At 65.5% G+C, this 22810-nt stretch carries 20 protein-coding genes and 1 riboswitch; of the genes, 10 read left to right on the forward strand and 10 right to left on the reverse strand.

Going from position 1 to position 22810, the window contains the following annotated elements; translation table 11 throughout:
* Positions 1-69: 69 nt before the first annotated feature.
* Together J3S28_RS05015 and gcvP are read left to right on the forward strand one after the other, a co-directional pair.
* Positions 70-741, forward strand: a complete 672-nt coding sequence (locus tag J3S28_RS05015; RefSeq protein ID WP_372435935.1) for a MerR family transcriptional regulator — start codon at positions 70-72, stop codon at positions 739-741.
* A 51-nt stretch (positions 742-792) separates the two neighbouring features.
* A riboswitch (glycine riboswitch) is annotated at positions 793-887 on the forward strand.
* 181 nt (positions 888-1068) lie between these two features.
* The gene (gene gcvP, locus J3S28_RS05020; RefSeq protein ID WP_207838406.1) at positions 1069-3885 is read left to right on the forward strand and encodes an aminomethyl-transferring glycine dehydrogenase; all 2817 of its coding nucleotides are present in this window, start codon (positions 1069-1071) and stop codon (positions 3883-3885) included.
* 74 nt (positions 3886-3959) lie between these two features.
* Here the strand turns inward: gcvP and J3S28_RS05025 are convergent, their stop codons facing one another.
* The 10 genes from J3S28_RS05025 to J3S28_RS05070 all read right to left on the reverse strand — a co-directional run bounded on the left by J3S28_RS05025 (position 3960) and on the right by J3S28_RS05070 (position 16162).
* Positions 3960-5144, reverse strand: coding sequence for a substrate-binding domain-containing protein (locus J3S28_RS05025; protein ID WP_237341119.1), 1185 nt, complete (start codon positions 5142-5144; stop codon positions 3960-3962).
* Between the two features lie 105 nt (positions 5145-5249).
* Positions 5250-5840 (reverse strand): LppU family putative lipoprotein, encoded by a 591-nt coding sequence (gene lppU / locus J3S28_RS05030; protein ID WP_207838408.1) that lies wholly within the window; start codon positions 5838-5840, stop codon positions 5250-5252.
* 99 nt (positions 5841-5939) lie between these two features.
* Positions 5940-8123: a malate synthase G gene (locus J3S28_RS05035; RefSeq protein ID WP_207838410.1), complete on the reverse strand. Its 2184-nt coding sequence runs from the start codon at positions 8121-8123 to the stop codon at positions 5940-5942.
* 100 nt (positions 8124-8223) lie between these two features.
* Positions 8224-9135, reverse strand: a complete 912-nt coding sequence (locus tag J3S28_RS05040; RefSeq protein WP_307796856.1) for a 3-methyladenine DNA glycosylase — start codon at positions 9133-9135, stop codon at positions 8224-8226.
* Positions 9132-10208 (reverse strand): hemolysin family protein, encoded by a 1077-nt coding sequence (locus J3S28_RS05045; RefSeq protein WP_207838412.1) that lies wholly within the window; start codon positions 10206-10208, stop codon positions 9132-9134. Before J3S28_RS05045 ends, J3S28_RS05040 begins: the two co-directional genes overlap by 4 nt.
* Positions 10201-11589, reverse strand: coding sequence for a hemolysin family protein (locus J3S28_RS05050; RefSeq protein WP_207838415.1), 1389 nt, complete (start codon positions 11587-11589; stop codon positions 10201-10203). Before J3S28_RS05050 ends, J3S28_RS05045 begins: the two co-directional genes overlap by 8 nt.
* Before the next feature lie 108 nt (positions 11590-11697).
* The gene (gene guaB1 / locus J3S28_RS05055) at positions 11698-13140 is read right to left on the reverse strand and encodes a GMP reductase (protein WP_207838418.1); all 1443 of its coding nucleotides are present in this window, start codon (positions 13138-13140) and stop codon (positions 11698-11700) included.
* A 104-nt stretch (positions 13141-13244) separates the two neighbouring features.
* Positions 13245-14687 (reverse strand): NADP-dependent phosphogluconate dehydrogenase, encoded by a 1443-nt coding sequence (gene gnd / locus J3S28_RS05060; protein WP_207838420.1) that lies wholly within the window; start codon positions 14685-14687, stop codon positions 13245-13247.
* Positions 14688-14789: 102 nt separating this feature from the next.
* Positions 14790-15737: a M56 family metallopeptidase gene (locus tag J3S28_RS05065; RefSeq protein WP_207838423.1), complete on the reverse strand. Its 948-nt coding sequence runs from the start codon at positions 15735-15737 to the stop codon at positions 14790-14792.
* Between the two features lie 8 nt (positions 15738-15745).
* Positions 15746-16162, reverse strand: a complete 417-nt coding sequence (locus J3S28_RS05070) for a BlaI/MecI/CopY family transcriptional regulator (protein ID WP_084893826.1) — start codon at positions 16160-16162, stop codon at positions 15746-15748.
* A gap of 298 nt (positions 16163-16460) precedes the next feature.
* Between J3S28_RS05070 and J3S28_RS05075 the strand changes: the two genes are divergently transcribed.
* The 8 genes from J3S28_RS05075 (at position 16461) to J3S28_RS05110 (ending at position 22810) form a co-directional block, all read left to right on the forward strand.
* Positions 16461-16892 (forward strand): PaaI family thioesterase, encoded by a 432-nt coding sequence (locus J3S28_RS05075; protein ID WP_207838425.1) that lies wholly within the window; start codon positions 16461-16463, stop codon positions 16890-16892.
* A 7-nt stretch (positions 16893-16899) separates the two neighbouring features.
* Positions 16900-18150: a DUF6986 family protein gene (locus J3S28_RS05080; RefSeq protein WP_307796858.1), complete on the forward strand. Its 1251-nt coding sequence runs from the start codon at positions 16900-16902 to the stop codon at positions 18148-18150.
* Between the two features lie 137 nt (positions 18151-18287).
* Positions 18288-18590, forward strand: coding sequence for an urease subunit gamma (locus J3S28_RS05085; protein ID WP_207838427.1), 303 nt, complete (start codon positions 18288-18290; stop codon positions 18588-18590).
* Between the two features lie 31 nt (positions 18591-18621).
* Positions 18622-18930: an urease subunit beta gene (locus J3S28_RS05090; RefSeq protein WP_207839481.1), complete on the forward strand. Its 309-nt coding sequence runs from the start codon at positions 18622-18624 to the stop codon at positions 18928-18930.
* 1 nt (position 18931) lies between these two features.
* Positions 18932-20653, forward strand: a complete 1722-nt coding sequence (locus J3S28_RS05095; protein WP_207838429.1) for an urease subunit alpha — start codon at positions 18932-18934, stop codon at positions 20651-20653.
* Between the two features lie 77 nt (positions 20654-20730).
* Positions 20731-21351, forward strand: a complete 621-nt coding sequence (locus tag J3S28_RS05100; protein WP_207839483.1) for an urease accessory protein UreF — start codon at positions 20731-20733, stop codon at positions 21349-21351.
* Positions 21352-21417: 66 nt separating this feature from the next.
* A complete protein-coding gene (gene ureG / locus J3S28_RS05105; protein ID WP_207838431.1) occupies positions 21418-22116 on the forward strand; it encodes an urease accessory protein UreG in 699 nt (232 codons plus the stop codon).
* 16 nt (positions 22117-22132) lie between these two features.
* Positions 22133-22810, forward strand: a complete 678-nt coding sequence (locus tag J3S28_RS05110; protein WP_207838433.1) for an urease accessory protein UreD — start codon at positions 22133-22135, stop codon at positions 22808-22810.

Raw genomic sequence — 22810 nt, forward strand, 5'->3', positions numbered from 1 at the left:
GGTAAAGTTGGTGCGTCGGCGCCAGGACGTTGCTCAGACGGTCACCGACCAGCACGCGAGGAGATCCCAGTGGGCGATCAGCCACACGACGGTGAGTACGGAGCCCACGGGGCGGAGTACGGAGCCCACGGGTCGGACGACGCCGACCACGCGACGGGTGATGCGTCACAGCCGGATGTGCCCACTCAGGGATCGTTGGTCGACATCGCACCGGGACTTTTCCCCAACGACACGGTGCCCGATGAACTCGTTGGCTATCGCGTGCCCAGTGCGTGCCAGATCGCCGGAATCACCTACCGTCAACTCGACTACTGGGCGCGCACCTCGTTGGTCGTGCCGTCTATTCGTGGCGCGGCTGGGTCGGGAAGTCAGCGGCTGTACTCGTTCAAGGACATCTTGGTCCTCAAGATCGTCAAACGCCTTCTCGACACCGGTATCTCACTGCAGAACATCCGCGTCGCCGTCGACCATCTCCGACAGCGCGGGGTCGAGGACCTCGCCCGGATCACTCTGTTCTCCGACGGCACCACCGTGTATGAGTGCACGTCGGCCGAGGAAGTAGTCGACCTGCTGCAAGGTGGTCAGGGAGTCTTCGGCATCGCGGTGAGCGGCGCGATGCGCGAGCTCAGTGGCACGATCGCAGATTTCCCGGCCGAACGGGCCGACGGCGGGGTCACCGAGACCGCACCCGAGGACGAACTGGCCTCACGTCGCAAGAACCGCGCCCGGCGCACCGGCTAGGAGCCCTGCCCCGGCGCGCGCTGCCACGATCGGTCTAGACTGGCTACGCGTCGCAGCGACCCGGGAGAGAGTCACACCAGATGTGGCCGCCGAAGGAGCAACACCTCTCCGTCAAACTCTCAGGCATCAAGGACCGTGTCGTCGTCGGCGTCTCTGGAGAGTGATGGCTGTTGCCGTCCGCCCATGGTGAAAGGCCGCGTACGCGTGGCTGAATCTCTCAGGCGTCCATCGCGAGATGGATAGGACAGAGGGGGAGGACCGGCGTCCGGCCGCGTGCCGGCACTACACGTGGTCGACCCCTGGTCGGTCATTGCGGAGGTCCTACCCATGACCGATACGTCCTTCACCACCCGTCACATCGGCCCCGACGGTCCTGAGCTCGAACGCATTCTCGCTCTCGTCGGCGCCGATTCACTCGATGATCTGGCCACGCAGGTGGTGCCCGCAGGCATCCTCGACAGCGCAGACAACAACGGACTCGAGGCGTTGCCACCGGCCGCATCGGAGCACGAAGCCCTCGCCGAACTGGCCGAACTCGCTGCGCAGAACACCGTGGCGACGTCGATGATCGGACTCGGTTACTACGACACGTTGACCCCACCCGTGCTGGTGCGCAACATTCTCGAGAATCCGGCCTGGTACACCGCGTACACGCCCTACCAGCCCGAGATCAGCCAGGGTCGGCTCGAAGCGCTCCTCAACTTCCAGACCATGGTCTCCGACCTGACCGGGATGGAGATCGCGGGCGCGTCCATGCTCGACGAGGCCACTGCGGCGGCCGAGGCGATGACCCTTCTGCGCCGAGCAGGCAAGAGCAAGTCTGCGCGTTTCGTGGTCGACCTCGATGTGTTCCCGCAGACGGCGGCCGTGATCGCCACCCGCGCAGAACCACTCGGGATCGAGGTGGTCACCGCCGACCTGTCGCAGGGACTGCCCGACGGTGACTTCTTCGGAGTGCTGGCGCAGACCCCGGCTGCATCCGGCCGCATCCTGGATTGCGCGGCAATCATCGACAACGCACACGAACGCGGCGCGTTGGTGGCGATCGGCGCGGATCTGCTCGCGATGACCCTGATCGCGCCGCCCGGAGAACTCGGCGCGGACGTCTGCTTCGGTACCACGCAGCGGTTCGGCGTCCCGATGGGATTCGGCGGACCCCATGCGGGCTATCTGGCTGTGCACTCCAAGCACGCGCGCCAGCTGCCGGGACGCCTCGTCGGGGTGTCGAAGGACGTCGACGGCAACCTCGCCTACCGCCTGTCGTTGCAGACGCGCGAACAGCACATCCGTCGGGAGAAGGCGACCAGCAACATCTGCACGGCGCAGGTGCTGCTGGCCATCATCGCCGCCATGTACGCGAGCTACCACGGGGCCGACGGCCTCCGGGCCATTGCGCGGCGGGTCCACGGACACGCTCGGCGCATCGCTGCGGCACTGGGGGATTCGCTGGTGCACACGGCGTATTTCGACACCGTGCTTGCGCATGCTCCCGGACGCGGAGCAGCGATCGTCGCCGCGGCCAAAGATCGCGGCATCAATCTTCGACTGGTCGACGAGGACCACGTCTCCGTCGCGTGCGACGAGGCAACCACTGATGCGCACGTCGCGGCTGTGCTCGAAGCGTTCGCGGTGACCGCCGTCGAGCCGGGGGATCCGGAGATCCTCGAGCGGACCTCGGAGTTCCTCACCCACCCCGCGTTCAACCGTTATCGCACCGAAACAGCGATGATGCGCTACCTGCGAACGCTCGCCGACAAGGACATCGCGCTGGATCGCAGCATGATCCCGCTCGGGTCGTGCACCATGAAACTCAATGCCGCCGCAGAGATGGAGGCCATCACCTGGCCGACCATCTCCCGGCTACATCCTTTTGCGCCGTCCGACGACGTCCGCGGCATGCGAACGATCATCTCGACCCTCGAGGACTGGCTGGTGGCGATCACCGGTTACGACAAGGTGAGCGTTCAGCCGAATGCGGGGTCGCAGGGTGAATACGCGGGGCTGCTCGCGATCCGCGAGTACCACCGCAGCCGGGGTGACCTCGACCGCACCGTCTGCCTGATCCCGTCGAGCGCACATGGGACCAACGCCGCGTCCGCAGTGATGGCGGGTATGCGGGTGGTGGTCGTCGCGTGCCGCGACAACGGTGACGTGGACGTGGACGATCTGCGGGCAAAGATCGACACGCACGCCGGCGAACTCGCGGCGATCATGATCACCTATCCGTCGACGCACGGGGTGTTCGAACACGAGATCGGTGACATCTGCGCGGCCGTCCATGACGCCGGCGGGCAGGTCTACGTCGACGGTGCCAACCTCAATGCGCTGGTCGGGGTCGCCCGGCCCGGCCGATTCGGTGGTGATGTCAGCCACCTCAACCTGCACAAGACCTTCTGCATCCCACACGGTGGTGGCGGCCCGGGCGTCGGACCCATCGGCGTGCGGGAACACCTCGTGCCGTTCCTGCCGGGACACCCGCTGGCCGACGAACTACCCGGACAGCTGACGATCTCGGCGGCGCCCTACGGCTCGGCCTCCATCCTGCCGATCACCTACGCGTACATCCGGATGATGGGTGCTGCCGGACTCCGCGAGGCGACGCTGACCGCGATCGCATCGGCAAACTATATTGCCGCGCGCCTGCGCGATTCTTACCCGGTGCTCTACACCGGCGCGGGGGATCGGGTGGCCCACGAATGCATCATCGACCTCCGTCCTCTGACCAAGAGTACGGGCGTCACCATCGATGACGTCGCAAAGCGCTTGGCGGACTACGGTTTCCATGCCCCGACCATGAGCTTCCCGGTGGCGGGCACGTTGATGATCGAACCCACCGAGAGCGAGAACCTCGACGAGATCGACGCCTTCTGCGATGCGATGGTCGCAATCCGCGCGGAGATCGCCAAGGTCGCCGCCGGTGAATGGACGGTGGACGACAACCCGATGCGTGGGGCACCACACACCGCGGAATGTCTGGTCGGCGAGTGGGACCACGCGTACGACCGGCTCGTCGCCGTCTACCCCAACGGATTGCCGTCGGCGGGTGGACGAGCGAAGGTATGGCCGGGGGTGCGCCGCATCGACGGCGTGTACGGCGACCGCAACCTGGTCTGCAGCTGCCCACCGGTCGAGGCTTTCGCTTGATCAACCCCCGATGATGGGTCGTTATGGCGAACATTTGCCCAGGTGGGCAACGCCAGAACCACCCATCATCGGGGCTAGCGGCGGGTCAGGATCTCGGTGATCGAGTTCTGCGCCTGTGCGGAGGGTGCAGGCATGGGCGATGGGGTCACCGGGAAGGTGACCGCCGCCGTGGCGGGCGGCAACCGACCGCCACCGCGGAACCCGAGTGCGGTGATCGTCCCGATCTGTTCGGGTGCATGAACGTAATTGATGAAGTCGTTCACAGCGTCGCGGGCCGCGACGTCGACCTGATCCCCGGTCAACGTCACCACCGGGAAGTCGGCCATGGGGGTCGGCCCGGCCGGCAGGAGCGCCAGCACACCCGGATCGGCGTCATCCTTGGTCTGGAGGTACAGCTGCTGCTCGGTGATCGGCACGGCGTGGAGCGTGCCCGCAGCGGGGTCGGATTGCTTCATCAGCATCTGCACACCACTCTCGGCGGTGCCGAGGTCGGTCGGCGGGGCCTCGGCCTTCATCGCTGTCAGCGTCGAGGACACCAACGGTGACGCGGCGTCCTCGGGGGACAAGGCGCCGCTGATGGTGCGAGAGATCTCTGCTGCGATCGCCTGTGCGGCGAGGAACGTCGCGTCTGTTTGCGGCCCGATCGGCATCGCCATCTGCAGTGGACCCCACCCCCGGAGGCCGAGGCGTTCCATCGCGGCCTCAGAGCGTTGCAGGGTCGGCAGCTCGATCCAGCCGACGTTTCCGTCCATGGCTTGCCGGGCGGCTGTGGGGATGGCCAACACCACGGGACTCGACACCAGCGAGGACGGATTGCCGTCGACGATGCTCGGTTTCGCCGCCGTCAGCTGCGAACTCCACACCGATGACTGCGGAATCCAGGCGGCCGGATACTGGCCGCGGGATTCGACATCCCACGTGCCGGTGAGACCGTCGAGCGTGACCTTGGCATCGGACGGGCGGACCTCGATCGTGATGCAGCGATCCCTTGCGACGGGGTCGGTGGCGTTGTACTTCGCCGCCACCGTCGCGAGCGGGGCGGCCAGAGCCGGGTCGCTGATGATCGAAACGGCAAGATCACCTTCGACGCAGCGTTCGGCTGCGTCCTGTCCCTGCTTGCTGATCCGATCGCCGAGGAGCGACCAGAGAAAACCGAGAATGACCAGGATGATGATCAGCGCGACGGCGATCAGGAGGCCGCGACTGACACCTCTACTGCCGCCGGCCCTGCGATGTTCCCCCACCACACCTCGATTCATCGTTTGCTACCGACCCGGATCCGCATCGTCCCCGCCGGTTGTCAGTCGCGATCGGCGGGGAGAGGCAGACTGTGTTGCGCAGTCTATGCGGTGCCGGTGTCCAGGTCAGGCAGCAGGCGCTGTGCAGACGACCTTCTGCCGCTCGTCGTAGGTGTAATAGGTCTCGGTGCCATCGGGGCACTCGTTCTCGTCGACGGTGCCGGTCAGTACAGCGAGTACTTTCTCGCCGGCGGGATCGGTGCAGGGGACCTGGACCGTACTGTCCGAGCCCGTTCCCGGCTCGAAGCACTTGCCCTCTACCCAGTCGACGTCGAGACACAGGACCCCGGTGGTGGTCCCGCCCAATTCCTCGTAGTAGGTCTGGTCGATGTCCGTCGCGCAGTCGGCCTCGTTGGCGACCTTGGCTACGATCACGTAGTGCGAGTCGGTGGTACCGCAGGTCGCGGTGTCGATCTCGGCGTCCATCATGGTGCCACCCAAGGTCACGCAATCTCCGACCTCGGCATCGATCTCCGAGATCTCGCCGCTGTCCTCAGCAGTCGCAGGAGTGGTTTCGGAGGTGTCCGATGCCGCCGTCGGGGCACTGGAAGCCGCTGTGGCCGAACCTTTCTCATCGCTACCGCAGCCTGTGGCAACCGCTACCAGCAGGACCGCGCCGAACATGAACACCGTCAAACGCCTGATCGCCTGAAACACAGTCCTCGACCTCCCGAAATGCCTTGTGGCCCGGGCGGAGTGCCCGAGCCACAAGGAAATTAGCAGATCAGAGCATTGTTGTGATGCTCTGATCAGATGTCAGGCGTTCGCAGCCTTGTACTCGCGACGTCGGCGATGCAGGATCGGTTCGGTGTATCCGTTGGGTTGTCTGCCGCCCTCGAGGATGAGCTCTTTGGCCGCCTGGAATGCGATGTTGTCTGCGAAGTCGGGAGCCAACGGGCGGTAGGTGGGGTCGCCGGCGTTCTGCTGGTCGACCACCGGTGCCATTCGTTCGAGTGAGGCCACCACGTCGGTGTCGGTGACGATGCCGTGATGGAGCCAGTTCGCGAGCAGCTGGCTCGAGATCCGCAGGGTCGCGCGGTCCTCCATCAGCGCGACGTCGTGGATGTCGGGGACCTTGGAGCAGCCGACGCCGTGATCGATCCAGCGCACCACGTAGCCCAGGATGGACTGGCAGTTGTTGTCGAGTTCTTCGCGCTTTTCCTCGTCCGTCCAGTCTGTGCGGGGCGCGAGCGGGATCGTGAGGATGTCATCGACCGAGGCGGGATCGCGTTTGGCGATCTCGTCCTGGCGTTCGAAGACGTCGACCTGGTGGTAGTGCAGCGCGTGCAGCGTGGCTGCGGTCGGGGATGGGACCCAGGCGGTGTTGGCGCCGGCCTTGGGATGGCCGATCTTCTGCTCGAGCATATCGGCCATCAGGTCGGGCATGGCCCACATGCCTTTGCCGATCTGGGCTTTGTGCTGCAACCCGGCGTGCAGGCCGGTGTCGACGTTGAAGTCCTCGTAGGCCTTGATCCAGGTCTGCGACTTCATCTCACCCTTACGGACGACTGCGCCGGCTTCCATGGACGTGTGGATCTCGTCGCCGGTGCGGTCGAGGAACCCGGTGTTGATGAACACCACCCGATCGGCGGCGGCCTTGATGCAGGCCTTGAGGTTGACCGTGGTGCGGCGCTCTTCATCCATGATGCCGACCTTGAGGGTGCCCGTGGGCAGGCCCAGGACCTTCTCGACCCGATCGAACAACTCGACGGTGAACGCCACCTCGTCGGGTCCGTGCATCTTGGGCTTGACGATGTAGATCGACCCGGTCCGCGAGTTCTGTTGTCCGTCGGTCTTGAGGCCGTGACTACCGATCAGCGAGGTGAAGAGCGCATCGAGGATGCCCTCGGGGACCTCGTCGCCCTCGGCGGTGATGATGGCGTCGTTGGTCATCAGGTGTCCGACGTTGCGGACGAACAGCAGCGACCGGCCGTGCAAGGTCAGGTCCGAGCCGTCGGGTGCGGTGTAGTGGCGGTCGTCGTTGAGGACGCGGGTGAAGGTCTTTCCCCCTTTGGTGACCTCTTCGGCGAGGTCGCCCTTGTTCAGGCCGAGCCAGTTGCGGTAGCCGGTGACCTTGTCCTCGGCGTCGACGGCCGCGACCGAGTCCTCGAAGTCCATGATCGTGGTGATCGCCGACTCGACGAGCACATCCTTGACGCCTGCGGCATCGGTCGAGCCGATGGGGGAGTCGGCGTCGATCTGAATCTCCAGGTGAAGACCGTTGTGACGCAGCAGGATGCCGGTCGGGGTGGCGGCATCTCCCGTGTATCCGGCGAACGCGGCGGGATCGGCGAATCCGGTCGTCGAGCCGTCGGCCAGGGTGACCTGGGCCTGACCGTCGACGACGGCGTATGTGGTGGCGCCCGAATGCTTGCCCGATTCCAGTGGCACCGCGGTGTCGAGGAAGTCCTTGGCGAAGGCGATGACCTTGTCGCCGCGAACCTTGTTGTACGACGTGCCCTTCTCGGCGCCACCGTCTTCGGAGATGACGTCGGTGCCGTACAGGGCGTCGTACAGCGATCCCCAGCGGGCATTGGAGGCGTTGAGGGCGAAGCGGGCGTTGAGCACCGGGACCACCAGTTGAGGTCCGGCGGTACTGGTGATCTCCGTGTCGACACCGGTCGTGCTGATCTGGAAGTCGGCAGGGACCTCGGTGAGGTAGCCGATCTCGGTGAGGAAAGCCTTGTAGGCAGCGTGATCGAAGTCGGCGGGCCCGCTCGAAGGGTGGTCCTTGTGCCACGCGTCGATCTTGGCCTGGATGTCGTCGCGGATCGCGAGCAGTTCCCGGTTGCGCGGCGCGAGGTCGTTGATCACGGCGGCCGCGCCTGCCCAGAACGCATCCTGCTCTACGCCAGTGCCGGGGAGAGCCTCGTTGTTGATGAAGTCATACAGAACCGACGCAACCTGCAAGCCGCCGTCGACGGTGACGCGCTGAGCCATTACCGGCCTCACTCTCTCTTGATCCAGGGCATTTCGGGCCCTATGTTACTTGGCGGTAGCTAAACCTCGGGCCTCGGGGAGTAGGCCACTGCCCCTCTGGTCAGGAGCGATCTGTCCCAGTGTCGAGTTCTGGGACTGACAGCCTGCGACAGGTGTCGATCAACCTGCTGCGTAGTTGCTGAGAGCGATCACTGAGCCTGGTCTGCGCCCGCACATAGTCCGCGCGGCCCGCCGCGTCCTCGATGCGGATCGGTTCGAGTGCGAACTCCGACAGATCGTAGGGGCTGGCCCGCATATCGAGTTCACGGAAATCGAGCGCCAGGTCGAACGCGTCGGCCACCAGTTCGGCAGGAAGAAGAGGCGACAACTTGTGCGCCCACTTGTACAGGTCCATTCCGGCATGGATGCATCCCGGTTGTTCGTCGTGGACCTGGGTATCGCGGTCGAGAACAGTGAGATTCAACGGCCGCGCGGGCCCCGTGAAGAACCGGTAGGCATCGAAATGTGTGCATCGCAACGGCAGTGAGCGGACGACCTCATCCGTGTCGGCAGGACTGAGGCGCAGCGGAACCCCGGTGTGTCGGATCTGCTCTGGTGCGGCCTGGAAGACCATGGCCCATTCGTGGAGGCCGAAGCAGTTGAACCTCGGTGATCGGTCCCGGCTCGTGGTCAGCAGGTCGATGACGAAGTCGACTGTTCGACGCCGTTTGCGCAGGTAATCCGCGCTCACCGTGACGACGTCCCCGACCATGGTGTAACCGGTGTACTCCGCATAACCGCGGGCGGCGCGGCCGGCGAGCGCGACACCATGGCCTGGATGCCATCTGCGCAGCTGAGCTGGCCGAAAGCTGTAGTACGTGAACAGGAATCCCCACACGGGGTGGACGACGTCGGAGCCGCCGACAGTGGGCGGGTGTACCTCAAGCAGGCCGTCGACGCGGTCGCGGTGCGCATGCGCCGCTGCGAGCCACACTGCTTCGGTCAGTGGTGGCGGGGTCGGGGCGGCGGTCACACCCGATGTGTTTCGTCTCGCACGGTGCCGACGAACTCCTCGACCAGATCCTCGAGAGCCACAACCGCGACGGTGCGGCCGTTGTCGTCGACCACGGCGGCGAGGTGAGAGCTCGTCCGGCGCATGGCTGCGGTGGCTTCGTCGAGTGGGGTCCGGTCGGCCAGCACCGGCAACGGATGGATCTTGTCCACACCGATGATGCTGTCCGGACCGACCTCTTCGTCGAGGATCTCGTCGAGCACGTCCTTGAGATGGAGGTAGCCGGTGTAGGTGCCGTCGGTACCGCGGACCGGATACCGTGAGAAACCGGTGTCGGTGACCGCCTGTTCGATCGACCCCAGGGTGGGTCCGACCCGGCCGGTGGTCGGGTCCCTGGTGACCTGCACGCTGCGGAGTTCGCTCAGGGTGATCGCAACCTCGAGCACTGTTCGTCCGGATGTCTGGAGTGCGCGGGTGAGTCGTTCGTGCTCCTCCTGATCGATCAGGCCTTCCTGGCGGGATTCGCCGATCATCTCGGACAACTCATTGGCCGAGACGGTCGCATCGAGTTCGTCCTTGGGTTCGACGCGCAGGATCCGCAGAGAGACGTTGGCGGCCCAGTTGTAGAACGCAATGAGCGGACGCGCCAACTTGATGAACATGAGGTGCGCCGGCACCAGCAGCATCGCCGAACGTTCGGGACCTGCCAGCGCGATGTTCTTCGGAACCATCTCGCCCAGCAGGATGTGGAGAACGACGACCAGCGACAACGCCAGCGCGAACGAGATCGGGTGGAGAAGACCGTCAGGCACGTGGGCGAGATGGAGTGGTTTCTCTATGAGGTGGGCCACCGCGGGTTCCCCCACACGGCCCAGCAGGATAGAGCAGATCGTGATGCCGAGCTGGGCTGCGGCGAGCATGAGGGACAGATGTTCGCTTGCTTCGATGACCGTGCGAGCACGGCGTTTTCCTTGTTCTTCGAGCGCTTCGAGCCGGTCGCGGCGGGCCGAGATCAGCGAGAATTCGGCCCCGACGAAGAAAGCGTTCCCGGCGAGCAGGAACACCGTCAGGACGACTCCGAGAAGATCACCCATGGGAAGCCTCCGAGTCGGAACCGTTGATGGGGGTCAGCGCGACAACATCGATGCGCCGGCCTTCCATCCGGACCACGCGGGCCCGCCAACGCTGCTCGGATTCGGCGTTCGACCGGTCGTCGTCTTCGTCGGACGCGACGACGCGTTCCGGCAGATCGATGACATCCCCCTCGGCAGCGATACGGCCGAGTTCGAACATCAGTAGTCCTCCGAGCGTGTCGAATTGTCCTTCCGGAGCGCGATAGCCGATCGCATCGTAGAGTTCGTCGATGCGCAGGAGTCCATTGCAGATGTACCCGTCGCCGTCACTCTGGACGTCCGCCTGCTCGTCGTCGTGCTCGTCGGTCACGTCGCCGACGATCTCTTCGATCAGGTCTTCGGTTGTCACGATCCCCGCGGTCCCGCCGTATTCGTCGACGACAACGGCGACCTGAAAACCGTCGGCCCGGATCTGTTCCATCAGAGAATCGCCGTCGAGGCTGGCGGGAACAACCGGTACGTCTCGGGCGAGGGAGCCCAGTTCGGTCGATGCGCGATCGGCCATGGCGACCGTGAACGCCTGTTTGACGTGGACGACCCCGACGATGTTGTCGAGGTCACCGCCGTCGAGGATCGGGAACCGCGAGTATCCGGTTCGGGAAGACGCGATGATCAGGTCGCGGACCGTGTCATGGACGTCGAGTGATTCGACGGTGACGCGTGGACTCATCAGGTCTTCGGCGGTGCGCTCTCCGAACTGCAGTGAGCGGTCGACGAGTGCCGCAGTGCCCGGATCGAGGGCGCCGTGCCGCGCCGAGTTGCGAACCAGTGAGCCCAGCTCCTGGGGAGAACGAGCCGATCGCAGCTCCTCTGCCGGTTCGACGCCGACCCGCCGGACGACCCAGTTGGCGGTCCCGTTGAGTGCGTTGATGAGCCAGCGGAACATGGCCGAGAACAGGCTCATCGGTCCCGCGGTTGCGCGCGCCGTCGGCAGGGGCTTTGCGATCGCGAGGTTCTTCGGGATCAGCTCGCCGAGGATCATCGAGAGGGAGGTCGCGATGACGAGAGCCAGGATCAGCGAGATCGCGCTCGTCACACCGTCCGGCAAGCCGGCAGCGTCGAACGCGGGCGCGAACAACTGAGCCAGCACCGGTTCGGCGATGTACCCGGTGACCAGGGTGGTGATGGTGATGCCGAGCTGGGCGCCGGAGAGCTGGAACGACAGGGTTCGGTGCGCGTTCCTGACCTGCTTCGATCGCAGGTCACCGCGCGTTCGGTAGTCGTTGTCCACCGTCGATCGTTCCAGCGCCGTCAGCGAGAACTCGGCAGCCACGAAGAGGGCGGTGCCGAGTGTGAGAGCGATGAATCCGAGGAGACTGGCGACGAGAATGAGTGCTTGCATCACCGATCACCACGGGTGACGTCCAGCGGTGCCGCGGGCACCAAACGAGCCTCCAAGTTTGTCGAGCCCGGTCGGGAGTCGTGCCCGGGATACTGCGAGCTTAACGGGTCACCAGCCTGTGGGCAGTGGCCGTCCTTCGGCGAACCCTGCTGCGGACTGCACGCCGAGTACCGCCTTCTGGTGCAATTCGTCCAGCGAGCGCGCGCCGGCGTAGGTCGCCGTGGACCGGACGCCGGAACAGATGTGGTCGATGAGGTCTTCGACACCGGGTCGTTCGGGGTCCAGCGCGATGCGAGAACTCGAGATGCCCTCCTCGAACAACGCCTTGCGGGCGCGGTCGAAGGAACTGTCGGTGGCGGTGCGGGCCGCGACCGCGCGCTTGGATGCCATTCCGAAGCTCTCCTTGTACGGTTTTCCTGCGCGGTCCCACTTGAGGTCTCCGGGGCTCTCGTAGGTACCGGCGAACCAGGAGCCGATCATGACGTTCGACGCCCCCGCAGCAACGGCCAGGGCGACATCGCGCGGGTGTCGGACACCGCCATCAGCCCACACGTGTGCGCCGCTGTCTCGTGCCGCAGATGCGCACTCGGCAACCGCGGAGAACTGCGGGCGGCCGACGCCGGTCATCATCCGGGTCGTGCACATCGCGCCCGGTCCGACCCCGACCTTGACGATGCTCGCACCCGCGGAGACCAGGTCTTTGGTTCCCTGGGCAGACACGACGTTGCCGGCACAGAGCGGCACGTCGAGATTCGCGTCGGCGATCTGTTCGAGTGCGGTCAGCATCTTCTCCTGATGCCCGTGGGCGGTGTCCACGACGAGGAGGTCGGCACCGGCTTCGACGAGCGCAGCGGCCTTGGCCCGGACATCGCCGTTGATGCCGACCGCGGCCGCGACACGCAGGCTGCCGCTGTCGTCGACGTTCGGTTGATAAATTCCGGCGCGAACTGCGCCGACCCGGGTCAGGACGCCGGCGAGAGAGCCGTCGGCGTTCGTCAGCACTGCGAGGTCTGTGTGAGCGCCGTCGAGCAGTTCGAAGATCTCGCGCGGTGGCGTTCCGACCGGCGCCGACACGACGTTGGTGTCGAGGACGTCGGTCAGGCGGGCGAAGCGGTCGACGTCGGCGCAGGCCGACTCGGTGACCACGCCGATCGGGGTGGCGGCGTCGGTGTCGAGGACGACAACGGCGCCATGAGCTCGTTTGGGTAACAGTGCGAGAGCGTCGGACACCGCCGCGTCGCCGCCGAGCACGACGGGTGTGTCGGCCACCAGGTGCCGGCCCTTCACGAACGAGATCATCTCGGCCGCAGCGTTGATCGGCAGATCCTGGGGGAGTACGACCAGACCGCCTCGCCGGGCCACGGTCTCGGCCATTCGGCGGCCCGCCACCGCGGTCATGTTCGCGACAACCAGGGGAATCGTGGTCCCCGACCCGTCCGCCGACGACAGATCCACGTCGAACCGGGAGGTGACATCTGTGCGACCGGGTACCAGGAACACATCGTCGTAGGTCAGGTCGTAGCTGGGGAAATGATCATCTAGGAATCGCACGTGAGTCGATTCTACGCAGGAATGCCCAGTGTCCAGGAAAATGTGCCCTTTTGGCGGAGCTCACCTGCGGGTTTGCTCGCCAAAAGGGCACAGTTTCGGGTAGGTCAGGCTTCGATCTCGGTGCGGCCCTCGCTCCACAGGGTGTGGAACGTACCCTCTTTGTCGATGCGCTGGTAGGTGTGGGCACCGAAGAAATCGCGCAGGCCCTGGGTCAACGCGGCAGGCAGGCGATCCGCGCGGAGTGCGTCGTAATACGAGAGCGACGAGGCGAACGCCGGCACCGGGATGCCCATCGTGGTGGCGGTGGCGACAACCCGGCGCCAGCTGTCGACGGCGTTCTCGACCGCGTCGCGGAAGTACGGCGCCAGCAGCAGGCTGGGCAGTTCGGGATTCTCGGCGTAGGCGTCGCGGATGCGATTGAGGAACTTGGCGCGGATGATGCAGCCACCGCGCCAGATGGTCGCGAGGTCGCCGGGGTGCAGGTTCCAGTCGTATTCGGTGCTGCCTGCGGCGATCTGGTCGAAGCCTTGGGCGTAGGCGACGACCTTCGAGGCGTAGAGTGCCTTGTTGATGTCGTCGACGAATGCCTTCTTGTCGGTGGGCGAGGCCGCGAGCGTTCCCGACGCCAGGCCCTTGGCCTGCTTACGCTGGTCGGTAGCACTGGACAGCGCGCGAGCGAACACGGCTTCTGCGATACCTGTGGTCGGGATTCCCAGGTCGAGAGCGGACTTGACGGTCCAGCGTCCGGTGCCCTTCTGGCCTGCGGCGTCGACGATCACGTCGACCAGCGGCTTGCCGGTCTCGGCATCGATCTGGCTGAGTACCTCGGCGGTGATCTCGACCAGATAGCTGTCCAGATCGCCGGAGTTCCACTCTCGGAACACATCCGCGATGTCGGCGACGGGGAGGTCGAGGGCTTTGCGCATGAGGTCGTAGGCCTCACCGATGAGCTGCATGTCGGCGTACTCGATGCCGTTGTGCACCATCTTCACGAAGTGACCGGCGCCGTTGGGGCCGATGTGGGTGCAGCAGGGCTCGCCGTCGACATGTGCGGAGATCGATTCCAGCAGTGGGCCGAGGGACTCGTAGGACTCTTTGGGCCCGCCAGGCATGATCGACGGGCCGTTCAGCGCACCCTCTTCGCCGCCGGAGATGCCGGCGCCGACAAAGTTCAGGCCGCGCTTGGACATTGCGGCTTCGCGGCGGATGGTGTCGGTGTAGAGCGAGTTACCTCCGTCGATGATGATGTCGCCCTCCTCCATCAACGAGGCCAGTTCCTCGATGACGGCGTCGGTGGGATCGCCCGCCTTCACCATGATCAGAACCCGACGTGGCTTCTGGAGCGCTGCGACGAACTCTTCCATCGTCTCGGTACGTACGAAATCGCCCTCTGTGCCGTGCTTCTCGATGAGCGTGTCTGTTTTGGCGATGCTGCGGTTGTGCAGCGCCACCGTGTGGCCGTGTCGGGCGAAGTTGCGGGCGATATTGGAACCCATCACCGCGAGTCCGGTGACACCGATCTGGGCGCGGGCAGCAGTTTCAGTCATGGCTACACCCTATGACGAACCTCTCCGGGGCGCGGACGATGGTCTCACACACCCCGGAGCGCCCTACCCTCATCCCGCTCGGCGGGTGAAAGGCGTGCGACGTCAGTTGTCGATGAGGCGATGGAGCTCGGTGAGCCACGGCACGGCAACCGCAATGGTCGGGACGACCAGGATGGCAGCAGCGGCCATGTACGCGACGAGACTGATCGCTCTGGTGGAGCGGGTATCCGAGAGGCGTTTGACTCGGGCGAGGGTGCTGGGACCACCGATGGCCATTGCGCCGCGCGGCGCCACCGAGTCGGCGCAGGCGACCAGCGCGCGCCCGAGCTGAGTGTGCCCCGAGCTGCGCACGGCTGTGTCGTCCGCCAGCAATTCGACGAGCAACTGCACCGCACCAAGTGCAGACCGGCTTCGGACGAAACGCGGGAAGGCCTCGTGCACCGCGATGAAGGCCTCGAGCACAAGGTCGTGCCGGGCGCGTAGATGAGCGCGTTCATGACTGATGACGGCTTCGAGTTCGTCGCGACTGAGGCGGGCGACCGTGCCCTCGCTCAGCACCACTCGCTGACGCAGTCCGGGCAGGCAGTAGGCCATCGGCTGGTCGACCTCGAGCATGCGGACGTCGCGCGCATTGAGCAGGTCACTCGACGACGACCGGTCCATACGGTCGAGCAAGTCGATGAGTTGGCGGTGTGCTGAACGTCGGGCGCGGGTACGCATACCCACGCGGATGACGGTGTAGAAAAGTCGAGCGCCGATGACCAGCGTCAACAGGAACACCGCGACATAGATGGTCCACAGACCGATACCCAGGCTCGCCACTTCTTTGAGTGGGTCAGTCGTCGGCCGGCCCTGCGCGTCGGGTACCAGCAGGTTCGCGGCGATCGCGAGTCCGCAACTGAACGCCGACAGCACGGCTGCGATCGCTATCGACTGCCACAGAGCCATGGCGGCACGAGGTGCCCGCAACGGCCACTCGGCTCTGGCGAGCCAGCCCGGAGCCGGTCCCACGAGGACCAAAGCGACGATCCCGAACACGAACGCGGTCAAGACAAGTCCTACGGGTCGGTGATGCGATGCGGTTCGCGATGGGTTCCACGAGCCGATTCCAGTTCGTCCAGTGCGCGCCGAAGGGCATCTGCTTCGTCGGCGCCGACGCGCCCCACAAACGACACGAGCGCCGCCTGGCGCGACCCCGCCTCGTCGGCTTCGCTGAGTGCGTCGACCATCAGACTTGCCACCAGGTGCTCCCTTGGGTGTGTCGCGGAGTACCGGTGGGCACGATCGTCCCGCAACTGAGTGACCAGGTTCTTCTTGGCCAGACGCTGCAGCACGGTCATCACGGTCGTATAGGCGAGTTCTCGGTCAGCCGACAGCGCAACGTGGACCTGCCGCACCGTTTGCGGTTCATCGGACGACCACAGACTGTCCATCACCGCGCGTTCGAGCTCACCCAACCCGTTCATTCTTCTCACTTTACGTTTCTTCTCATCAAACACCTCAACGCGCATCGCCATGAAATTTCTTCCGAAGTAGTTGACAGGTTGGTAAGGCTAGCCTACATTCATTCATACGCGGACCGAGTGAGTGTCCTGAGGGCTGCAGAGACCCCCGGTCCACGCCACAGCAGGCCCCACCAATTCGGTGGGGCCTGCTGAGTCTTCTGGGCAGGTGTCGGGCGAGCCCGTTCTGTGCCCCACGGCGACCTTTGACAAACTGTGAGTTCGTCGGCGACCCGCTGGGTCTGCCAACCTCACGGAGGAGTTTCGCACGGTGACCGAGAAGATCGATGTCAGCAACAGCGATGCGAGCGACTGGACCGCGCGGGGGTTCGACGCCGAGATCGGTCTGCAGTACGCAGACGTGACCCCCGACGCGGTGCGGGCCGAGTTCACGGTGACCGACAAACTCCTGCAGCCGTTCGGGATCGTGCACGGAGGCGTCTACTGCGCGGTGATCGAGTCGGTGGCCAGCATCTCGGGACAGGTCTGGCTGGTGGCCAACATCACCCCTGATGGCCATGTCGTAGGAGTGAACAACAGCACAGACTTCCTGCGGGCGGTGAAGACCGGGAACATGACGGCGCAATCGAAGCCCATCCACCGCGGTCGCCGACAGCAGTTGTGGGAGGTCGACGTCGCCGACGAGAGCGGGAAACTGATCGCACAAGGCCGGGTCCGACTGCAGAACATCACCGAAAGCTGACGCGGCCGTGTCTGCCGGTGACCCTTTCGTCGGTATCAGCCCACCCGCACGAGCCCGGATCGACGCGGTGCTCCGGGCCATCGACATCGAACTCGAGCGCGACTTCCCCGGAGATCGTCCGGAGAAGCAACCGGCGCACACCGCATATGTCAGCGCCGCAGACGTCGACATCGACACCCCGGTGCGCTGGGGTCGCCATGCTCTGGACATCGCCGGTGCCGCGGCGACGACACTCGCCGAGCTCGATCCCCTCGGGGTGCTGCCATTGGTGCAGCAGCAGTTGTCGCACAACCCTGTCGAAGATCTGAGAATCGATCTCGAAGACGGATACGGATGGCGCGCGGGCGAGGTCGAGGATCGTCACGCCCGCGCGGCCGGCCAAGTGCTCGCGGGCTGGGCGACGGGCCACGAGGGAGCTCCCAGGGTGTTCGGGGTGCGATGCAAGGGGCTCGGCGCCGCCGAACGCCAGCGAGGGCTGCGGACGCTCGAACTGGTACTCGACGGCGCGGGCGGCATTCCGCAGGGCTTCGTCTTCACCGTCCCGAAGTTGCGAGCCGCCGGGCAGGTCGATGCAGTGGTCATGATCTGTGAGGAACTCGAGCGAGCTCACGGGCTCCCCGCCGGTGCGCTGCGATTCGAATTGCAGATCGAGAGTCCGCAGGCGGTTCTCGGGGCCGACGGACGGGCCACGGTGGCCGAAGCGATTCATCGCGGCGGCGCCCGGGTGACCGGATTGCATTATGGCACCTACGATTACAGCGCCTCGTGCGGCATCGTCTCGGCGCAGCAGTCACTGGAGCACCCAGTCGCCGACCACGCCAAGGCAGTGATGTTGGTCGCCGCCGCGCAGACCGGCGTGTGGGTGAGTGACGGCTCCACCCAGATCGCACCGGTTGGTAGCCCTGCGGTCGTGGACGCCGCGCTGCGACGCCATCACCGGCTGGTGACCCGCAGTCTGGAGCGCGGGATCTACCAGGGCTGGGACATGCATCCGGGGCACCTGGTGACCCGCTGGCTTGCCGTCTACTCGTTCTTTCGCGCAGCGATGCCTCAGGCGGCAAGTCGACTCCAGGGGTACTTCGACCGGCAGAGTTCGGAGTTCGTCGACGAACCCGCAACCGCTCAGTCGCTGGCCTTGGTGATCCTGCGCGGTCTCTCGGCGGGCGCGTTCACCGAGGATGACGTACTCGAGGTCGGTGGGCGATGCTCCGAGCAGGCCCTGGTCGATCTGCGGGCACGCGGCGGTGTGCTGGGCTGAGCCGGGTCCCGCGTCGTTACGCCGCGCCGTGGCGCGGCGTGCGTGGCAGTATTGGAACAGTTGGCCTCTGAGTGGTTGACAGCAGATGAATCAGTCGGGCCTGAGGCGGTCGACAGTGGAGAACCGAGGAGGGCATCGTGCGTCTGTCGCCGCATGAGCAAGAGCGACTTATGATCTCGTACGCAGCCGAATTGGCCAGACGTCGACGAGGGCGAGGGTTGATCCTCAACCACCCGGAGTCCGTTGCGATCATCACCGATCACATTCTCGAAGGGGCCCGCGACGGTCGGTCGGTTGCCGAGCTGATGTCGTCTGGTCGAGAGGTGCTCACCCGCGCCGACGTCATGGACGGGGTGCCCGAGATGTTGCACGACGTCCAGGTCGAGGCGACGTTTCCCGACGGCACCAAACTCGTCACCGTGCACAACCCCATCTCGTGATAGGAGTGCAGACCTCATGTCCGACGCTGGTCTGATACCTGGTGAAATCCTCTGCGCGGCAGGGGAGATACTGCTCAACGAAGGCGCAGAGGTCACTGAGGTCCCGGTGGTCAACACCGGCGACCGACCTGTTCAGGTCGGCAGCCACGTGCACTTCGTGCAATCCAACGAGGCACTCGACTTCGACCGCGCGCTCGCGTACGGCAAGCGACTGAACATCCCGGCCGGTACCGCGGTCCGATTCGAGCCGGGAATCCCGGCAACGGTCGCGCTGGTGCCGATCGGCGGCACGCGCGAAGTGTATGGAATCTCCCTGACGCCCCCGGGAAAGTTGGACTGACATGGCATCACTGAGTCGCGAGCGGTACGCCGAACTCTTCGGCCCCACAGTCGGCGACCGAATCCGCCTGGCCGACACCAATCTGCTGATCGAGGTCACCGAAGACCGATCCGGCGGTCCGGGTAAGGCGGGCGAGGAAGCGGTGTTCGGTGGAGGAAAGGTCATCCGCGAGTCGATGGGGCAGGGCCGGGCCACCAGGGCCGAAGGATCCCCCGACACCGTGATCACCGGGGTCGTGATTCTCGACTACTGGGGGATCATAAAGGCGGACTTGGGAATCCGTGATGGTCGTATTGTCGCGCTCGGTAAGGCCGGCAATCCCGACACCATGGACGGGGTCCATCCGGATCTGGTCATCGGGCCGTCCACCGAGATCATCGCAGGCAACGGCAAGATCGTGACGGCCGGCGGTATCGACTGTCACGTCCACTTCATCTGCCCCCAGATCATGGACGAAGCGCTCGGTAACGGGATCACCACCCTGATCGGTGGGGGTACCGGGCCCGCCGAGGGCAGCAAGGCGACCACGGTGACCCCGGGTGCCTGGCATCTGGCATCGATGTTGCAGGCCACCGACCACTGGCCGATGAACATCGCGTTGCTGGGCAAGGGCAACACGATCAATCCCGCCTCGATGCACGAGCAGTTGCTCTCCGGTGCCTCGGGTTTCAAACTCCACGAGGACTGGGGGAGTACGCCGGCCGCCATCGACGCCTGCCTGCGGGTGGCCGACGAGACGGGCGTTCAGGTCGCGCTGCACTCGGACACTCTCAACGAAGCCGGATTCGTCGAGCAGACCTTGGGAGCCATTGCCGGACGCGGCATCCACGCGTACCACACCGAAGGTGCAGGTGGTGGCCACGCACCGGACATCATCACGGTGGCCGGGTATGCGAACGTCCTGCCCAGCTCGACGAACCCGACCCGCCCGCATACCGTGAACACCCTGGACGAGCATCTGGACATGTTGATGGTCTGCCACCATCTCAATCCCAGCGTGCCCGAGGACCTGGCGTTCGCGGAGAGCCGCATCAGGCCGTCGACCATCGCCGCCGAGGACCTTCTGCACGACATCGGGGCGATCTCCATGATCGGTTCAGATGCGCAGGCCATGGGTCGTATCGGTGAGGTGGTCCTGCGAACGTGGCAGACGGCGCACGTGATGAAGGCTCGCCGGGGTGCGTTGGCCGGTGACGGGGCCGCCGACAACCAGCGAGCGCAGCGCTACGTCGCCAAATACACGATCTGCCCGGCGCTCGCGCACGGGCTCGATGACGAGATCGGCTCGATCGAGGTCGGGAAGCTGGCGGACCTCGTGCTGTGGGAGCCCGCGTTCTTCGGCATCCGTTCGCACGCCGTGATCAAAGGCGGTGCGATTGCCTGGGCCGCGATGGGCGACGCCAACGCTTCCATCCCGACACCGCAACCGTCGTTGCCACGCCCCATGTTCGGTGCCTCGCCCCGGCTGGCCGCCGCGACCTCGTTGAGTTTCGTTGCGCAGCAAGCCCTCGACGACGGGTTGTCCGATCGGCTGGGTCTGGACCGCCGGTTGTCCGCCGTGAAGAACGTTCGTCGGGTGGGCAAATCGGACATGCCGAACAACGATGCACAACCCGAGATCACCGTCGACCCGGACAGTTTCACGGTCACCATCGACGGAGAGGTGTGGGATGAGCAACCTGCGACCTCACTGCCCATGGCCCAGCGCTACTTCATGTTCTGATGTCGACGGACCCCACACCCGCTGCAGGCCAGACCTTTCCCGGTGACCCGACGATCAAAGGTGCTCGACAGCTCGCAATGCTGCTGACCCTTGCGGACTCTCGGCTCCCGGTGGGTGGGCACGTTCATTCCGGTGGGCTGGAGGAAGCGATCAGCGGTGGCGCGGTCCGTGACCTCCACACGCTGCGTGAGTTTCTGATCCGGAGGGTCAGGACCAGCGGACTCGTCGCGGCGTCCATCGCCGCTGCGGTGGTCGACGGACGCCTCGAGGTGGCGACCGCAGAGCTCGAGACCGACGCCCGAACGCCATCTCCTGCCGCTCGCACAGCCTCGAGGGCGCAGGGGCGGGGCATGCTGCGGCTGGGGAAAAAGATCTTCCCGCAAGAGGATTGGAGTGCGCACCCGTCGCGGCCCCACCTACCTGTGATCGCAGGCGCGGTGGCGCGGATTGCAGGCTTGGACCCGTTCCAGAGCGCTCTGGTGCTGATCTATACGACGATGACCGGTTCGGCGACAGCCGGTCAACGGCTACTGGCGCTCGATCCCGGTGATGTCGCGCTGTTGGGAGTGGAGATGACGCCGCTGTGCGAGAGCACTGCCGCCACAGCAAGTGTCGAGCTGGCTGACCTGTCCGACCCCCTGCTCGACGTACTCGCTCAACGCCACGAGCTACGTCCCATGCCGTTGTTCGCCTCCTGAGGCGACCGGTGAACACGTGAAGTATCGACAAGCACGGCATCGACGAAAAATAAGAGGAGCAGTCCCATGCCACCACATCTGATCGACGGACAGCCGCATGTCCACGACCATTCTCGACCCAAGCGGAACCGCACGCCGGGCGAGGCGCTGCGGATCGGGATCGGCGGACCCGTCGGGTCCGGGAAGACCGCGCTGGTCGCCGCCCTCTGCCGGCAGCTGCGGGAAGAGCTGTCGCTCGCAGTGCTGACCAACGACATCTACACCACTGAGGACGCAGACTTTCTGCGCCGCAACGCGGTGCTACCCGATGAACGCATCACAGCGGTTCAGACCGGTGGCTGCCCGCACACCGCGATTCGCGACGACATCACGGCCAACCTGGACGCGATAGACGACCTGGTGGAAGCGAATCCGCCACTGGACCTGATCCTCGTAGAATCGGGAGGCGACAATCTCACCGCGACCTTCTCGACCGGTTTGATCGACGCTCAGATCTTTGTGGTCGATGTTGCGGGCGGCGACAAGGTGCCCCGCAAAGGCGGGCCCGGTGTCACGTTCTCCGACCTGCTCGTCGTGAACAAGACAGACCTGGCGCCCATGGTCGGAGCAAACCTGCAGGTCATGCGGGACGATGCGGCGAAGGTGCGCGAGGGGCGTCCAACGGTTCTGATCTCGTTGACCGACGATCCCGCCGCAACCGATGTGCTGGGCTGGGTGCGAGAGCAGTTGGCCGCGGTTGCCGAGGAAACTGCGAGCACGGCCTGAACTTCGGGACATACAGATGCACACCGAACTCCGTCTACAGGCAGTCAAAGGGCGGTCTCCGCGAATCCGGGCTGCGGGCGGTATCGCCGTCCGCCAGACCGGGGTCGACACCCTGCACATGATCTCGAGCGCTGCGACCCCGCTCGGCGGAGATCTCATCGATATCCACATCGAGGTCGGACCCGGCGCCTACCTCAACGTCCACAGCGTCGCAGCAGCGATGGCTCTGCCCGGGCCGCACGAACCGCGGTCGGAGTTGCGCTGGCACATCACCGTCGCCGACGGAGCGGGGCTCGTGATCGACCCGCAACCGACGATCGTCGCGGCGCACGCCGTCCACCACTCCGAGACCGACATCGACGTCGCCGAGTCGGGGGCGATCAGGGTGGCCGAACGCGTCCAGATCGGCCGTAGCAGAGAGGACCTCGGGCGATGGAGCGGTCGGGTCCGCGTCGACGTCGGTGGCACCCCCGCCGTGCGGCATCGACTCAGCATCGGCAGGCCGGACCACGACCAGCTGGGAGCGCCATCAGTCCTGCTCAGCGAGTTCAGATATCCCGACGATCGGCCGGCTGCGGTTCATCCGCGGGCGGTCGGTGCGCGGCTGGGTCTCGCGGCCGGCGGGTCCCTGACCACGGTGCTCGCCGGAACGCTGAACGACGCCGAGCAGTGGGCCGGGGACCTCGTCGGCTGA

The sequence above is a fragment of the Williamsia soli genome (genome assembly GCF_017377795.1).
Classification (GTDB): domain Bacteria; phylum Actinomycetota; class Actinomycetes; order Mycobacteriales; family Mycobacteriaceae; genus Williamsia; species Williamsia soli.

Excerpts from the sequence above, each read along its gene's own strand:
- J3S28_RS05025 (WP_237341119.1), bottom strand. The coding sequence starts at position 5,144 with ATGAATCGAGGTGTGGTGGGGGAACATCGCAGGGCCGGCGGCAGTAGA.
- J3S28_RS05100 (WP_207839483.1), top strand. The coding sequence starts at position 20,731 with ATGCTGCTGACCCTTGCGGACTCTCGGCTCCCGGTGGGTGGGCACGTT.
- gnd (WP_207838420.1), bottom strand. The coding sequence starts at position 14,687 with ATGACTGAAACTGCTGCCCGCGCCCAGATCGGTGTCACCGGACTCGCG.
- J3S28_RS05110 (WP_207838433.1), top strand. The coding sequence starts at position 22,133 with ATGCACACCGAACTCCGTCTACAGGCAGTCAAAGGGCGGTCTCCGCGA.
- J3S28_RS05050 (WP_207838415.1), bottom strand. The coding sequence starts at position 11,589 with ATGCAAGCACTCATTCTCGTCGCCAGTCTCCTCGGATTCATCGCTCTC.
- J3S28_RS05095 (WP_207838429.1), top strand. The coding sequence starts at position 18,932 with ATGGCATCACTGAGTCGCGAGCGGTACGCCGAACTCTTCGGCCCCACA.
- J3S28_RS05045 (WP_207838412.1), bottom strand. The coding sequence starts at position 10,208 with ATGGGTGATCTTCTCGGAGTCGTCCTGACGGTGTTCCTGCTCGCCGGG.
- ureG (WP_207838431.1), top strand. The coding sequence starts at position 21,418 with ATGCCACCACATCTGATCGACGGACAGCCGCATGTCCACGACCATTCT.
- gcvP (WP_207838406.1), top strand. The coding sequence starts at position 1,069 with ATGACCGATACGTCCTTCACCACCCGTCACATCGGCCCCGACGGTCCT.
- J3S28_RS05035 (WP_207838410.1), bottom strand. The coding sequence starts at position 8,123 with ATGGCTCAGCGCGTCACCGTCGACGGCGGCTTGCAGGTTGCGTCGGTT.